This is a genomic window from Gimesia fumaroli, assembly GCF_007754425.1.
GTDB lineage: Bacteria > Planctomycetota > Planctomycetia > Planctomycetales > Planctomycetaceae > Gimesia > Gimesia fumaroli.
Map to the genome: position 1 here is coordinate 3,123,835 of NZ_CP037452.1, position 16,696 is coordinate 3,140,530.

Sequence of the window (16,696 nt, forward strand, 5' to 3'; positions counted from 1 at the left end):
AATCAGAACAGCCCCACGCGTCTGAGAACCTGGTAAGGGCTGTAGCGATGGTATCTCCTCCCACTATCTTTAGACCATGCCCAGCGGCAGACGACCTTGCCCGTTTGATCCAAGGCGACCGTTGCACCTGCATCGCCCCGTTTCCAGATGCACATTGTATATTTTTGAGGCGTTCCATACTTCGTCGCCTTTTCATTCTCCGCCGCGAGCATCATTGTCGGGTTGACAATCACCCCTTTCGAATTCGAAGTGGTATCGGGAGGAGTCCCCATCAGCGTGTCTATTTCATCCTTAGAAATTCCCAGAGGAATCCGAGCGACCATCGACTCAAGTTGCGAAACTTCATGGGTTCGACTGTGTTTATTGTAGATAGCGGCTTTCATCAGTAACAGATAGCAGGAGACTGAGACGAACACGATCAGATATTTTTTGAGAGATGATTTCATTGATCAATCCTGTTTTTGATCCTGCGCTCACTGGTTTACGAATAGGAAGAAGTGACAAGAAATTGTTTCATCCTTGATTCAGAATACGCTTCTGAAATAGAATTGTGTAATGAAATGTACACAAGATCAATGCGGTCATAAATCCCAAAATAGAAAACGAGCAACAGAATGACACAAATTCCCACAGTTCGATTTGGTTTACGAATTCTCGTTTTATGCACGATGGTGATGCTGTCCTGTCATGGGGGTATCGCCGCAGACAAACCGCAGCCTGATGCACAGCTGCAGAAATTATTAAAGCGATTTCCCGCTGCCGACAAAAACAAAGACGGCATCCTGACCCGCACCGAAGCACGAGAATACCGCGACAAGATTCGAGGTTCCCAGGCCAAAGCCGTCAAGCCGACCTACGCGGATGTGAAGTACGGCGATCACCCGCGCAATGTTCTGGATTTCTATCAGGCCAAGTCCGACAAACCGACGCCATTGGTGATCTACATTCACGGCGGCGGCTTTGTGGGTGGCAGCAAGCGGATTCACCCCCGTCAGCTCCAGCTTTTTCTCGATGCCGGCATGAGCGTTGCCGCGATTCACTATCGCTTTATTGATGGGAAAAACGTGCTGCTTCCCGAACCGCAACGCGACGGTGCGCGGGCCGTGCAGTTTCTTCGCAGCAAAGCACAGGAGTGGAACATTGATCCAAAACGAGTCGCCTGTTACGGCGGTTCCGCCGGCGCCGGGATTTCGATGTGGATCGGCTTTCATGATGATCTGGCTGATCCCAACAGCGACGACCCGGTGAAGCGCCAGTCGACCCGCATTCAGGCCATCGGCACCATGGGCGGTCAAAGCACCTACGATCCGATCAAAATCAAAGCACTGGTCGGCGGCCGGGCCTGGGAGCATCGTTCCATCTTCAAAGCCTATGGTGTCACGACTGCAAAAGAGGCATTAAACCCCACGCCGGAACAACAGAAACGCTACGACGAGTCGTCCGCAATCACGCACCTGACCAAAGATGATCCGCCGCTCTACATGATCTACAGCGAAGCCGACGGCCCCCTGCCCGAAAACGCCCGCCCCGGCCAGGGTATCCATCACCCCAACTTCGGCCGCGATCTGGTCAAGAAGATGAACGAGCTCCAGATCGAAAACGTCTTCGTCTACACCCCCAAAGCGAAAGGCCGCGACCCCAACCGCGAAATGCTGGAGTTCTTTCAGAAACAGTTTGCGAAGGCGAAATAAGTTTGGAATCTTGAAAAGGTCGTTTTGACTGGTGATCTCTACTTTTGTATTTTTCATCTGGATATTGCGTTCACTCGTTATGTACAATAGGATAGATTGATTGTGCTCGAAATGATCATTTTTAGTTCTAGTGGACCGATATACTTAGATGGCGAGCGACTGGTATTTTAAGCAGGGTGATCAGGAGCGGGGACCTTTCACTTTTCGTGACCTGGTTGAAATGGTGCGTGAAGAGAAGTTATCTCCCGAGACTCCTGTTCGCCCGCATTATCTGGACGAATGGCAGCGAGCAGATGCCATCGTTGGTTTATTTCATATGGCGCGGCGGGATCCGGCGACTCTGCCTCCTGTTGAGAGTTTGATTTCTGAATCAGCTGATGAAGCCGACCTGGATTCCTTTCTGGCTGATTCCAGTGAAACAGAGACCACTCTTCCAGATCAGGATGCGGAAAAACCGGGATGGCTCAGACGGCTGCTTTCATTACGGAGCAGTAAGATTCCCCCGGTTCAGGTCGATGCTCACCCTGTCGATGCTCACCAGGAGATTGACGTCGATCTCAGCCTTCCTGTGGCAGAGAGTTCTGCTCCAGACTCTGATTTCCAAACCGATTCATTGCTGGAAGAAATCCCTCTTGATGAGCTATCGGTTGCAGGGACAGCCGGTGATCCGAACGATGATGATGTTTCGACAGGCGCGTATTCAGACGAGACTTGGGCGTCGACAGTAAATGCAGCCGTTGAGCGGGTTGACGCACGCGCCCCAAAACAGGAAGAGCTGCCTCCTCCCCGGCAGCTCGTACCCGCTGGCAGTCTTTCTTTTCTGGAATCACCAATCTTTCGCAAGCTGATGTTTGCCTGTGCCATGATCCTGTGTGCCAGTGCCGGCATCTATGGCTTTGTGAGCTGGATGGGACAGGGCAAACTCTACTTTCCACTGATCGGCGAGACCTCGCCACTGTTGTTTCTCGTTTATTCCGCCGGCTGTTTTCTGATAATCGCTATCCTGGGACCGTTGTTCGCCTATATCGCTTCGCCTTATTTGCGTTTCGGGTACAAACTCGGTGCCGCCGTGGTGACAGCCAGTCTCACTGTGTTGTATCTGTTGAATTGGTCAGAGCAACAGAGCATGATTTTTCCTTCGCGGAAACCGACGGAAGCAAAACTGGTTTTCCCGATCATGGGAGAATGCTCCGAATTTGGCTACTGGATGTACTTTGTGGATGTTGTAATTTTTGTTGCTGTTCTGACCTATTTTGCCGCCTGGTGGCTGGAGTCCCATGCTGATGAAGTGTAAGCAGCGTTTTGCCGATATTGTGAAGATGGCTCCTCATTCAAAATCGTTTCGCCGGAGGAATGGTTATACAATCATAGAACTCCTGGTCGTGACTGCGGTGATCAGTATTTTAATTGCGCTGGCGCTGCCGGCTGTTCAATCAGCACGTAACTCCGCCCGACAGCTCCAATGCTTAAACAATATGCGTAATGCAGGCCTTGGAATTATACAGGCCACCGACACTGCCAGTCGGTTTCCTGCCTGTGGGTATTACGGTGATGGAACGCCGGGCACCGTTGGTTCTTTTCGAAGTTGGGTTGTAGAAATCCTGCCGTTTATTGATCAGTCGAATCTTTATAATCAATGGGATTTCGATAAACATTACCTGGACCCTGTGAATGCCCCTCTGGCAGAAACCTATATTCCCGTCTTAACGTGTGCAGATGATATCAGCGTTGTACCCGGCCAGGGCAATCTGTCTTACGTCGTCAACAGTGGTGTCGGCTTTTCTGCTCTGATTGGCGGCATACACGATTGTCCGATAGGTCCAAGAAGTGGAAAACTGGACCTGAACGGAAATGGGATTACCTGTAACCATTCGACCAATGGGGATGGAACGCCCTCCGATCGCGAACTGTTTTTCCAGATGGGACTCTTTTTTAACGAAACCTGGAAAGGGGAAACTCGAGCGAAACGCCATCACACTATGGCCGGTCTCACCGATGGTGCTTCGAATACCCTGCTGATTTCTGAAAATATTCGCACAGGCTATAATCCCGCTCGATCGCAATCCAACTGGGCTTCTCCTAATCCTTATCTGACCAGTTTTTATATCGGATATCCCTGTCTCAACGGCACCTGCTCTGAGGGCAATGTAGATTATAATCTCGCAAATTCAGGTACGAGCGCGATCAATGGCGGCCTGGATCAGCCTGAAGGGAGTTCGCCTTTTCCCAGCTCATTACACAAAGGTGGCGTCAATGCAGGGTACTGTGATGGTCACTTCCAGTTCCTTTCTGAAAATATTGATGGAAAGGTTTATGCCGCGCTCATGAGCCCTCAGGGACAGGCGTTGGATGGGACGCCGTTAGAGCAATAGGGTATTTCTGGAAACGAGGAATCAGAAACTGTTTTCATGTGATGTGAGTCATTATTCACGACTGATCATTCCATGGATAGATTAAGTCTCTTACTTGCTGTTATAAAAATAGAGCACAACATTGGATGCGAGAAATGAAGCTTATGCCACGGACCTTTTCCCTGTTGATGATCTCCTCAAGATTCTTTCGCGTTACTGTATTCGTGGTGCTGATGGTATCACTTGGTACCGCCCCCCTTTCAGCACAAAACGAACCGGCTAAGGCATCTCCCCAAAAAACGAACGTCCGGAAAGCATTCAATTCAAAAGCGCGCGAGCAGTTTGATCGGGCAAATACAAATGAAGATGATGTGCTGACTCAGGCTGAGTATCTTAAAACGCTCAGGCCTGAACATCAGAAAATCGGCAAGCGGGATTTTCTACTCTTCGACCGGAATCAAAACCAGTTGATGGAGTATGACGAATATCTCTGTACCCCCTCCATCCCCCTGGAAGAGCGACTGATTCCGGACCCGGTGACCGATCGGGTACAGCAGTTTCTGAACGCACTGCAACAACGTTTTCAGAAGGGAGACCTGAACGCCGATGCTCAGCTTAGCGAGCAGGAGTTTCAGCAGGCCCGGTTCACAGCAACTCTCCCCGGACTGGCACTCACATCCTTCACTGACTGGGACCGGGATCAAGATGGTCAGGTTTCTCAGCAGGACATACAGCTTCTGCTTGAAATTGCTTTTGGCGTGCGGGCGCCGGAAGGACAACTGCTGCGGGAACCTGGGGGCCGCGTGGTCAACTGGATGCTGTTCCGCCATCTGGATGAAGACCACAACAACCAGTTGAGTGTGAAAGAACTCAAGCCCCGGATCAAAGACGCGCAGCAGCTTCAGGAAGTCTTAAAAGAAGCCGACCAGAACAAGGATCAGCAGTTAAGTCTCGAAGAATGGAAAACAACAAAGCACTGCTGGATCGACCCGGTGTATTACTTCAAACGCATTGATAAAAATTTCGACGCCCGACTCGATCCCGGTGAACTGGCCAATGATACCGGCTTTCACCGTGACCTGGCGCCCTACCTGATTCCCGCCTTTGATCGGGACGGCGACGGCGTGCTGACATTGTATGAATACCTGAATACGCCGATCACCAACCCGGTTGTGAAATGGCATGTCGAGCGAAAAGACAAAGACAATGACGGCACACTTTCAGCAGCCGAGTTCGACTGGGATATCGGCCTGTCGGCGCGCTCCCTCATTCATGAGTACTTCACCCTGCTGGACCAGGATCACAACCAGCGGCTCGATCAGCGGGAGTTCTTCTTCAACACCAATGCCAAGACGCCGCGCAAGCAGTTTGACCTGGCAGATAAGAATCAGGACGGCGTACTGGATCAGACTGAGTATCTGGCTACGCTCAAACCCGAGCATCAACAGATTGGTGGACGGGACTTTCTGCTTTACGACCAGAATCAGAACCAGTTAATGGAGTATCGCGAATACCTCAGTGTTCCCGCCGTCCCCCTGGCGCAACGTGTGGTTCCTGATCCGGTCACCGATCAGGCACAAAAACTTTTGAACGCGCTCCTGCTGCGTTCCCGAAAGTGGGACCTTGACTCCGACGGCCAGCTCAGCATGCAGGAGTTTAGGGTTGGCTGGCCCACAGCGGCCATGCCCGGAATGGCTTTCGCATCAAGAATCAACTGGGATCGAAATCGAGATGGTCAGATTACCGAGGAGGAAATGCGGCTGATGCTCGAAATCGCTTATGGTGTGCGGACCCTGGATGGTCAACTGCTGCGGGAACCAGGAGGCCGCGTGGTCAACTGGATGCTGTTCGGCCACCTGGATCTTGACCACAACAGACGGCTGAGTGCGAGCGAACTCAAGGCCAAGTACAAAGACGCAGACCAGCTGTTAAAGCAGGCCGACCAGAATCAGGATCGGCAGTTAAGCCTCGAAGAATGGAAGACAACGAAATATTGCTGGATTGACCCGGTGTATTACTTCAAACGGATTGACAAAAATTTCGATGCCCGACTTGATCCCTCTGAACTGGCAAGCGATGCCGGCTTCCACCGGGACCTGGCGCCCTACCTGATTCCCGCCTTTGATCGGGACGGCGACGGAGTGCTGACATTGTATGAATATCTGAATACGCCGATCACCAATCCCGTCATGAAATGGCATGTCGAGAAAAAAGACAGAGATCATGACGGCACTCTTTCGGTGAACGAGTTCAGCCGGGGGACGGGACTGGCGGGCCGCGCTCTCATTAACGACTACTTCGCTCTGCTGGATCGAGATCACAACCAGCGGCTCGATAAACAGGAGTTTTTCCTGCAGATCGATCTGGTCAAAGCGCCGCGGGAAATCGTGTTTAAAGAGTTAGACAGTAACCAGGACCAGGGGCTTTCCTTTGATGAAATTTTTATCGCGACCAAAAATGTCATCAAACCCGGCGACGGCATTCCGTTCGAAAAAGTGATGTCGCATACCGAAGAAGAATTTAAACAATTAGATCTGGACCATGACAACCGGCTCAGTCTGGATGAGTTTAAAAAAGATCTGGCGGTGGTAGTGCTGCCTCCTTTTACCTACAACCCAAGATTAGCCAAGGATTTCAGAAAAACCGTTCCCGTTCCAGAATCGGATTACACGATCCTGGTTGTCATGCTGCTGAATATCCTGCTGGTGGGAGGCGTGGCCTTCTATTTTATCAGAGTCAAACTGAAAAAATGATCGAAGACTTTTTTAGTCAATGCCTTCACTCCAACTGCGGCCGCGACCCCAACCGCGAAATGCTGGAGTTCTTTCAGAAACAGTTTGCGAACGTGGATTAAAAAACGTTTCGTGTGCTTTCGTGTTTTTCGTGGTAGCTTAACCAAAGACGTCTTTCATCGCGGTCGACAGATTCGTAAAGGCCTGTTCGCCGTCGCCGGCGAAGCTGGAGCCATGCATGATGGCTAGCGTTTTCGGTTTCAACGCGGCCAGTTTCTGCAGGATCTTGTCGGTCTGTTTCGTATATGGAATATAGTCGGCCAGCGGTCCCGCCTGCATTTGCTGCATCGCCGCCAGCACCTGTTCGGACAAGTCGCTCTCGGTGAGCGGCACGCCGTTGCCTCCCTGGTGGAACAGGTCCGAGCAGAACAGTGTCCCCTGCGTCTCTTCATACAGCAGCCCGGCGTCCCAGCCGTGAGGGAGTTGCGCGGTCGAACAGAAGCGGTATTGATACTTGCCCGTATTCAAGAGGTCGCCGTCATTCATCCCCCGCGGCGGCCGGATGGCAAAGTCATTGATATTCACCATCGCCGACACCAGACTGCAAACCGGCTCCGCCTCGGGAGCCGCTTCCAGCCACTGATTCAGCGCCCCGCATTCATCCGATTCAAAATGACTGAAGGCAATATACCGCAGCGACGCCGGATCGATGACCTGCTCCACCGCTTTCAACAGCTGTGGAAAGCTGGCCTTATACCCGGTCGTAAACAACAGCGGTGCCTCATCCCTCACGAGAAAATAATTAAACTGCAAATCCAAAGCCGCCGCATAACAGCCAATCCGAAACACATCCGGCGCAATTTCGTTGATTGTGGGAGTATCGATGTCGAACATGGGGTAGTTCCTGAGTTTAGAAGGTTGATGAGGTTTTATTGATAGGCATGATATGAAAGTAATTGAGGTAACGCGATGGTGGTCAAATGAGCAATTTGTAGTTTATTTTGTTGGATATGAAGTAATTTAAAAAAAGATGTGCTAAAAATATTGAAAAAAGGTAATCGATGGATATTATGAATCCATGAAAAATGGAAAAGATGTTACTCCGCAGTTTGTTCGAGATGTCCGTCATGAGCTTGGTATGACACAGCAGCAGTTTGCTGATCATATCGGGGTTGGCAAAGTAACCGTTACACGCTGGGAGACTGGGGCTCGAAAATGCCAGGGGGAATATGCTAAGAAAGTAAGCGGTCTCGTGGCACAGTCTCTGCGAACGAAGACAATTTTTGATTTATCCACGGAAGACTTATCAACGCTTGATTCGAAAAAAGCAGTTGAAGCATTTCGAGATCTACTTTGGTCTGAGTGCCGGCGCAATCAAGTGCCCACATCGGAATTGCGAATTTCCTCTCTTGAAGTAGCAGATGGTGGTATTGATGCCGAGTTACCTGCTTCGGCGAAGATCAATGCAAAAGATTCTTTTCTGGATGGAGGGGCATATTTCTTTCAGATCAAGGCTGGGCAAAGCTGGAAACCATGGCTGAAGGGGTTTGCGAAAAAAGAGTTGCTGAATAAGCAGGGAAAGCTTGGGAGCGAAGTACATCGATGCCTATCTGAAGAGGGATGGTATGTATTGGTCTGTTTCGGAAATGATCTCACGTCTGATCAGATAAAAAAAACTCGAGAGAATATAAAAGAAATATTTTCCTCGAAGGGCTTTCCAGATGCAAAGGTTAAGATCTGGGGGCAGCATCAGTTATTAGGTCATTTCAATCGATTTCCGTTTCTTTCGCTTCAGGTATTAGGCAGGAACACATACAAGTATGATTCTTGGTCAAGTTGGAATACTTCAAGTGAAATGGCCGGTGGGCTGGAGCTTGGAGAAGCCCAGATAAATCTCTTGAATGAGATAAGGCGATTAGTCCGTGGTAAGGATGTGTCTCATGTTCGTTTGATTGGAGAGCCTGGGCTGGGAAAGACTCGTTTAGTTCATGAGGCTCTTGGTGAACCAGATCTACGACCTCAGGTGATTTATTTTTCTAATGCTGAAGTATTTCAGGAGAGCCATTTATTTCATGATCTATTGAATAAAGAAGCTGACTACTACTTAATCCTCGTCTTGGATGAATGTCGACCACGCGATTGTGAGGAAATATGGCATCGGCTGAGTAATCATTCGGATCGATGCACTGTAATTACTCTTGATCATGACAGCTATAACCCAGCAAGCCAAAGATTTGCTGAACTAGAGTGTCCACGCCTTGGTGAAGGACACGTTGAAAAGATCATCAATAGTTATATCGGGGATGTTAGTAATAGTAGACGCTGGGCGGAACTCTGTTCCGGTGTCCCCCGTGTTGCTCATGCGGTTGGTCGTAATCTACTGACTAATCCTGATCAGATACTACAAACACCATCACTGAAGTTGGTTTGGAATCGTTTTATATCTGGTAATTCTGATATAGATAGCGCAGAGGCAAAGCAAAAACGAATTGTTCTTCGTTATATTTCATTGTTTCATCGTTTTGGTTTTAACTCACCTGTTGAATCTGAAGGTGAGTTTATTGCAGAGTTGATTCATGAAGACAATTCAGATGTTACGTATTCGCGATTTCAGGATATTGTAGGTGAGTTAATAGAGCAGCGAATTCTACAGGGGAAAAGGACCCTTTTCATCGCCCCTAAACTTCTGCATGTGCATTTATGGGCAGAATTTTGGGAGAAGCATGGACGTGATCGGCCGATTGGTGGCCTAATTAAACGCATTCAAGAGATTGAAAGGAATCAAGATTCAGAAGCTTTGCTGTCATGGTTCATTCAGATGTTTTCTTATGCTGGAGAATCTCGAGTTGCGATCAAACAAGCGAAGCTTTTGTTGGGACCTGATGGTCCCTTTTCTGCTGCTGCATTTGCTTTGTCGAAGGTGGGGTGTCGACTTCTTCATGAACTCTCGAATGCTTCACCAGAATATACCGTCGATTGCCTTGAGCGTGTTTTTGAGTTAACCACTCCAGAAGATCTGAGTAGGTTTCATGAACGAAGACAAGACATTGTTTGGGCATTAGAACGCATCGCTGTCTGGCCACAGTATTTTCAGCGAGCTGCCAGACTTTTAAGAAGACTTGCAGAATCAGAAAACGCTTCTTATTCGAATAATTCCACTGGTGCCTTTGTGGAGTTATTTAGTTTTGCACCAGGTCAAGCGGCACCAACAGGAGCGGCACCTGAAATTAGATTTCCAGTACTAGATGAAACTTTGGATTCGTCTTCTCCAGTCACGAGACGTCTCGGAATCAAAGCGTGTAAGTCCGCGATGTCTACCTTGTTTGGAGGCCGTGTTGTTGGAAGAGAGCATCAAGGCTTGAAAACTGCACAGTTATGGACCCCCCAGAATTGGGGAGAAGTATATCAAGCAATGGGCCTCGTTTGGGGTAAACTATATACTACTTCCCGCTCATGGAAGTCGAGTCTCAGGTCGGAAGCGAATTATACATTGATAGATTCGGCTGTTGGGCTGTTGCAAATCACTTCTTTGTCAGACGATATATTAGATACTATCGAGATACTGGTTGACGATGACGCAACAGATCTTCAGCAACTGGTTCAGGATGTTGCCAGAATTAGACGCTATTGGAATGAAAGTTATGAGAAAAACGTCCTTGACCGACTCGAAGAAATCGATTTGAAGATAACTGGTGCGTCTTTTTCTAGTCGAGTAAGGCGCGTCGTCCATTTGAGTGGTCTAGATGACTATGATGACGAAGATGGACTCGACTTGAACGCATACACTCAGCGTGTGGAAGAACTCGCTTTAGAAGCCTCGCAGTCTGAAGATAAATTTCAGGAAATACTTTCGGAGCTGGTGCGCGGGACAAACAGCATGGTCTTTCAGTTCGGACTTGAATTCGCGAAACATGACAGGGAAAAGAACCTGGAAAAGATAGTTGAGGCTTATCGTGCAGTCGGTAACGAAGCCACAGCACTCTTTCTAAGTGGTTACTTGGCGGAAGTGTTCAAAGATGATTCACAAAAATGGGAAGATGCTATAGAAGAGCTTTTGAGCGATGACGCCTTTGCGAATTTAATCGGTCCGATTATTCGAAACTCTGGTTATTCAGACCGAATCATCTTAAGCATGTTATCCCGTTTTGACACTGGTGTATTAGACATCTCTTGTCTTCGGTCATTTGGTTATGCGGATTGCTTTAAACAGATTCAAGAAACTACTTTTCTCGAATTTGTAAAGCGACTTACTGCAGGGGGATTAACTTCATACGCTATCGAGTTATTTGACTTTCGATATTGTGATAAGGAAAAGCGAAGACAACTTCCTGAAGAGGAGACCGTTCAGGCGCTTCAGGATTTTACTAATGACGGGACACGATCTAATACAGCAGATTATCATTGGAGTGAGGTTGCAAAAATACTGATTGACCAGTACCCGATGCGCAGCACTGATGTATTTAATATTGCTTTACTGCGGGTGGCGAATGAGTATTGGTATCTCGATGATCACAATTCTGCCTATAAGCTTATATTATCTATCATTGAAAGTGATCCTGAAAAATACTGGCAAATCTTGAGGAACCATTTAAAGATCGCTGATAGGAGTCAACGGTCTCGATTAATTCACTGGTTGGGGCCAAAAAGCGAATTTGGTTCAGAGGGTGTAATGGGGCCACTTCCGCTGTTTCCGATGGATGCTGTTTTCGAATGGGTCGCTGAGGATCCTGAGACTCGCGCCTATGAACTCACAAAAGCTGTCCCCAAAACTCTTGAACGTGATAAGAAAGGAGTATGGGCTCGCGAGTTGCTTAATCGCTATGGCGATCAGGAAAATGTAAGAAGTTGTTTGCTGGCGCACTTCTGGTCTGGAGGCTGGAATGGAAGCTTGAGCGATCGCTATCGTAAATTACGCGACAATGCACGTGGATGGCTTGAGGGCGAAACATCTCTGCGAGTTCGGCAGTGGCTAGAGGGGTTTATCGACGGTCTTTCGAGCGATATCGAACGCTCTGAAATTGAAGAGGAGCGTGAATTCTTATGAAAGCAGCCACAAGAAACCGTTTACGAATTGCTTACTTAATCTTTGCTCCCGCGTTTCTTGTGCTGTGCTTAGCCGCGATTTTTATCGTTGTGTTTTTCAGCGATAATGCAATATGTGCTGCTCCGTTGTACTTGCCAACTTTGATTGCTTTTTGGTCTATGAGACGCTGCACCAATTGGCTTAATTAATAACTGCCTCTCATTCTTATTCACCTGCAGCATGTTCATCTGCGGGATCTCGTGACGGTCTGGTAGGATTCGTTCGTCATTAAAACTGGAAGAACCGGGGCTAATGCTTTGCGGCTAGTTTCCTGCGTGTTTGATGAAGCCTGTTTGGCAGTCATGCGCGGGTGAGCCGGGCGGACACATGGGGCCGCCCCTACTTCGGTTTTATCGGATCGGGAATTGGTTCACTTTTTGTTGTGATGTTGATTCTCTCCAAGGGCGTGAGTGGGGCAAGGGGAAATGGGATTTTTTGTGGGGCGAAGGAGTGCTCAGATGGTTTGGGAGTGGGACAATGTGTGTTGGGGCTGTGGTTATGCGTGTTGGCGTGTGTCGACCCGCATAAGTTTTTGGGCTCAAATTTTGTTGAATCTTGCTGAAACGAGGGACTTTTGTAGTGCTGATGTTGGCAGTGCTTTCTGTTCTTCACCTGAACCAGTACTGTTCTCGCGCGCGACGCATAAGTCTGATGATCATGGCGAACTGCGGGTTGGCGTCAAGTCGGATTTTTTCAGTAGGCAGTACTCAACGTGCACTACCCTGACTTAATTTTGAATTCGGTTCCACGCCCGCAGGAGAAACTCGCCGCGGTTTTCTTTGAGTGCCGGCGATTTCTGTATCTCGGCTTGCTGAACTTCGGCCGCGAGTTGGTGCGGATTCAGCGTCCCCTGCTCCAGTTGTTTCAGGCCTGCTTCCCATGCGGCGCGGACCGATTGCGTCAGTGGTTCATTCAGGCGAGTGTTATAGTCGTTGAAGAAGCCTTTGGTGGCAAAGTACTGGGCGGCGGGGATCGCCGGGTTCGAATTGTTGACTTTCAGATCGTTGAAGAAGCTGACCAGTTGGCGCTGTTGGACCAGCGTTTTCACGAGCAAATCAGGATCGAGGTCGGCGGGTGTCGTCGACTGTTGTCTGGCCAGAGCGGCGGCGTAACCGGCGGCTTCACCCGTTTGCAGGAAGACCGGTTCGAGTCGGATCGCGCCCCAGGCGATGTGTGTGGCGGAAAGACAAACGGGGACGAGCAAATTATCCACGCCTTGCGGCAGCAGCGCGCGATAGGGAATCTGCGACGGGCGGGATTGTTCGGTCAGAATCAATTTGCCGTCATATTTGAAGCCGGGGCGGCTGTCGGTCGTGCAGGAATGCGAGTCCATATACCAGTCGGTCACCGCGATGCTGTCGGGGTGAATCGGCGTCCGGCGGTAATCGCTGGTGAGCATGCCGTCGTTTTCGTTGAAGACGTGCCGCCCCACAATCCGCCGGGTTTCGCGGACGTACATTTCATAGGGAACGTGACCATAGTCGGCGTATTCATCTTTCGGCAGGCCCCACTTGAGGTACTCTTTGCGTTTGGCTTCAGGAATCGATTCATCGTGCTGCAGGAACCACATCAGCCCCAGACCAAAGTCCAGATGTTGCTGAATGATCTTCTCGCGCGTGGGCCAGTCAGCCTCGGGATAGTCGTGATTCTGTCCCGGCATGATCGGGCTGTTGACGTGCGATTTATGATTCGGCCCCTGCCTCGCCGGGATGTAGCGGCGATGGAAGTCGAGATAATCCGCGCGATCGTAGCTGGCCGGTTGGGGAATCGGCAGTCGGTTCGCGGGATCGGAGGTCACACAGAATCGGTAGTTATAAGCCTGGACTGCACGATCGGCACTGAAGGGGCTGGTCGGATCGACGCTCCCCTGCCTTGCTCCGTAGACGCGAATGTTGAGCCCGTCTTTGACGACGCTTTCGGGGCGATGTCCGTCGATGTTGACGAAGACTTTGCCAGCGTGCGGTTCGTTAAATTCCTCGCGAGCTTCGCGACCGACGCGATAAGGAACATCGGCCAGCGCGAACAGATCGCCTTCGTAGGTCGCATCGACAAACGTAGTACCGTTGACGCGGATCGTTTCGGATGTGCCGTAGCGACAGAGGGACACATTTTTGATCAGCGAACCTTCGCGAGTGACGGCGCTCGGGCAATGATCGAGGAGCAGCGTGATGTTCTTTTCGCGGGAGACGAGGCGATTGTATTCGCGTTCGGCAACATGCGGCTCGACCCAGCCGATGGGATATTTTTCGTGCGTATAGCGAATGATCTGATGGTCGCGCGAGTCACGGCCGAACGTGTTGATGTAATAGTTTTCAATGTTTTCCAGCAGCTCGCTGAAGAGGGGCGAACGGGGACCGCCGTAAAGGGCGTCCCACTGCATCAGGCCGTTGGTCATCATGCCGCCGATGTGTCCGTTGTGTTGCACCAGCAGAACCGAGCACCCTTCCCGGGCCGCACGGACAGCCGCAGCGATCCCGCCACCGGTTCCGCCGACCACGACGACGTCATACATTTTTCCATCGACGGCATCGGGCTCTGTTGCCTGTGCGAGCTGCACCGGTTCGTCGGAATGCCGCGTCGATTCGCCGGGTGTGCGGGGAATCGTTTTCTCAGCCAGTGGCGAAAAGGCGATCTGGCGTGCCTGTTCGTGGCCCGGCTGACGAAATTTCGGTTTGGCTTCCATCGTGAGTTGAGGAAATCCGGATTTTCGTTTTCCCGCGCGTTCTTCCTTTGCCAGTTTGACCGGCAGCAGTTGCAGACCATCGACGACGACATAGCCATCGGCTCCCCGGTTGGAAATGGTAATGGAGGCCAACTGATTCGCTTCAAAACGAAACACGCCCAGCGAGACGGGAACCTGTTTGATCAAAGCCGGTTTTCGCTGATTGACGGTCACGGTTTGCTCGCCGTCGGCACTTTGAATGGTGACGGGGACATTGCTGGCACGGTTGGGATGCCAGGTATAAAGCAGGCGGACTTCGTAGTCGCCGGACTGCTTAATGTTGGGAGTGAAGCGGGCTGTTTTCTTGCCGCGGTCTTTGTTTTTGTCGTGCGAATAACTCTTGCCGATCGGCGAAGGTTGGCCGTTGCTTTCGCTCCAGTCGCCTGTGAATTCGGCGTCTGTATCGTCGAGGACAATTCCCGGCAATTGATCGGCGTTGATGATGGTGCGTGCGGGGGGCAGACCTCGTTCTGCGGGGGACGGCCAGTCGAGCAGTTGACCGTCGGCGAGCAGTTTGGTGCGGAGTCGCTGATAGTTGACGTCCTGAATCTTGCAACCGGTGTCAATGGCCTGACTGGCGGCGGTGGCGGCGGACTGGCTGAGAATCATCAGCACCGGTTCCATGCGGGTGGATCCGAACGCGACGTGACTGGCCGAAATCGCGAAGGTGACCAGCAGGTTATCGCACTCGGAAGCTTTGGGAACGATGGCATCAAAGCCGATGGGATAGGGGCCGCGGGTGCCGGTGTGACCGAGGAGCTTGCCTTCGCGAACCATGACGCCGTTATGGGCGATGCGGCGGATTTCGTGAATGTCGATGCCGTAGGAGGCGAGACCCACCGATTTGGGGGCAACCTCTTTGTGCCGACAGTGATGTTCGGTCATCACGAGATCGGAAATCATCCGCCGCGATTCGCGAATATACAGCTGGTGCGGCCAGCCGCCGTTATCGATGAATTCGTCTTTGCAGAGGCCGTATTTGCTGACTTGTTCGCGAACTTTTTCGGGAACGCGTTCGTCGGTCTTGAGGAAATGAAACAGGCCGCGGGCGTAGTTTTCGTGTTCTTTGATAATCTTCTGCCGCTCGGCGTGAGAAGCTTCGCTGTAATCTTTATTGCCGCCGACATAGTTCAGGCCGAAGTAGGCGGTGTTGAAATCGAATTTGCCGTTGGGGAGGGCATCGTGTTTGGTGAACCAGCGGAGGTCCATGTCGTCGCCCGCTTTCTGGCAGGCGGCGATGTAGCGGGCGACGATTTCATAGCGGGCCGGGTCATAGTTGGCCGGCGGTGCGATCCGGATTCGATTTTCCGGTTGATCGGTGACGCAGAGCCGGAAGCAGTACGCCTGCACGCCAGGCGCCGCTTCACCGATGGTGCCCAGCTCCCCTGCTTCGATCAGCGGAAGCAGGCCGCTTTCGGGCTTGCCGGGAATGCGATAGGGGTCGAGGGGAATCGCACGGTCCCACAAGCCGCGGCGGTCTTTGCGGCGGCCGATTTTGTCGACCTTTCCGAACTTCACATTCGGAATTTCATAGAGCTGGATGCCGTTCAGAGTTTCGTTGTATTGGGAATTGGGTTCACGCGTCAGCGAATAGGAAACGCCGGCGGCAGCCAGCAGATCACCTTCATAGGTGGTGTCGATAAACATCTTCGCGGCGATGCGGGTGCCCTTGTCGGTGATCAGTTCGACGATGGTGGGGCCCTGCTTGACGACCTTTTGCAGCGGTTCGCCTTTGATGACGGTGACGCCGGCTTCTTTGATCATTTCTTCGAAGACCTGTTCGGCAACGTGAGGTTCGAGTTGTGTCTCCAGCGGCTTGTTGTATTTTTTACCGATCCGTTGATAGAACTCGCGGGCCATGCCGGCGACGGTGGCGGCTTTGCCCATGTCGGAATAACTGAGGCCGCCCGAACTCATGCCGCCCAGGTGTTGGCCGGGTTCGATGAGAATGGCCGTTTTCCCAAGCCGGGCTGCTTTGACGGCGGCGACGACGCCCCCCGAGGTGCCGCCGTAGATGCAGATGTCAGCACGGTGGTCCGGTTCGGCTGCCGTCAGAGGTTGCGAGATCAACAGCAGAACATAAACGAGGGCGAGAATGAGGTTGCGAGGCATGGCTG

Annotated in this window: 8 protein-coding genes; 5 read left to right on the top strand and 3 right to left on the bottom strand. The window is 51.1% G+C overall.

The genetic code is table 11. The features are described from left to right. Window positions 1–2 precede the first annotated feature (2 nt). Window positions 3–446: a hypothetical protein gene (locus Enr17x_RS11905; RefSeq protein ID WP_145308955.1), complete on the bottom strand. Its 444-nt coding sequence runs from the start codon at window positions 444–446 to the stop codon at window positions 3–5. A 168-nt stretch (window positions 447–614) separates the two neighbouring features. On the opposite strand from Enr17x_RS11905, the gene Enr17x_RS11910 reads away from it, so the two are divergent. The 4 genes from Enr17x_RS11910 to Enr17x_RS11925 all read left to right on the top strand — a co-directional run bounded on the left by Enr17x_RS11910 (window position 615) and on the right by Enr17x_RS11925 (window position 6,795). Beyond that, window positions 615–1,691, top strand: a complete 1,077-nt coding sequence (locus tag Enr17x_RS11910) for an alpha/beta hydrolase (protein WP_145308957.1) — start codon at window positions 615–617, stop codon at window positions 1,689–1,691. A gap of 148 nt (window positions 1,692–1,839) precedes the next feature. Further along, window positions 1,840–2,985: a DUF4339 domain-containing protein gene (locus tag Enr17x_RS11915; RefSeq protein ID WP_145308959.1), complete on the top strand. Its 1,146-nt coding sequence runs from the start codon at window positions 1,840–1,842 to the stop codon at window positions 2,983–2,985. Next, window positions 2,975–4,063 (top strand): DUF1559 family PulG-like putative transporter, encoded by a 1,089-nt coding sequence (locus Enr17x_RS11920; RefSeq protein WP_198001113.1) that lies wholly within the window; start codon window positions 2,975–2,977, stop codon window positions 4,061–4,063. Before Enr17x_RS11915 ends, Enr17x_RS11920 begins: the two co-directional genes overlap by 11 nt. A gap of 143 nt (window positions 4,064–4,206) precedes the next feature. Next, window positions 4,207–6,795 carry an EF-hand domain-containing protein gene (locus Enr17x_RS11925; RefSeq protein WP_198001114.1) on the top strand — a complete coding sequence of 863 codons (2,589 nt, stop codon included), beginning with the start codon at window positions 4,207–4,209 and terminating at the stop codon, window positions 6,793–6,795. A 138-nt stretch (window positions 6,796–6,933) separates the two neighbouring features. Here the strand turns inward: Enr17x_RS11925 and Enr17x_RS11930 are convergent, their stop codons facing one another. Further along, the gene (locus tag Enr17x_RS11930; protein ID WP_145308965.1) at window positions 6,934–7,668 is read right to left on the bottom strand and encodes an oxygen-binding di-iron domain-containing protein; all 735 of its coding nucleotides are present in this window, start codon (window positions 7,666–7,668) and stop codon (window positions 6,934–6,936) included. Between the two features lie 184 nt (window positions 7,669–7,852). On the opposite strand from Enr17x_RS11930, the gene Enr17x_RS11935 reads away from it, so the two are divergent. Continuing rightward, window positions 7,853–11,818 carry a helix-turn-helix domain-containing protein gene (locus Enr17x_RS11935; protein ID WP_145308967.1) on the top strand — a complete coding sequence of 1,322 codons (3,966 nt, stop codon included), beginning with the start codon at window positions 7,853–7,855 and terminating at the stop codon, window positions 11,816–11,818. Window positions 11,819–12,584: 766 nt separating this feature from the next. On the opposite strand, the gene Enr17x_RS11940 is transcribed toward Enr17x_RS11935, so the two are convergent. Next, window positions 12,585–16,691 (bottom strand): FAD-dependent oxidoreductase, encoded by a 4,107-nt coding sequence (locus Enr17x_RS11940; protein ID WP_145308969.1) that lies wholly within the window; start codon window positions 16,689–16,691, stop codon window positions 12,585–12,587. Window positions 16,692–16,696 lie beyond the last annotated feature (5 nt).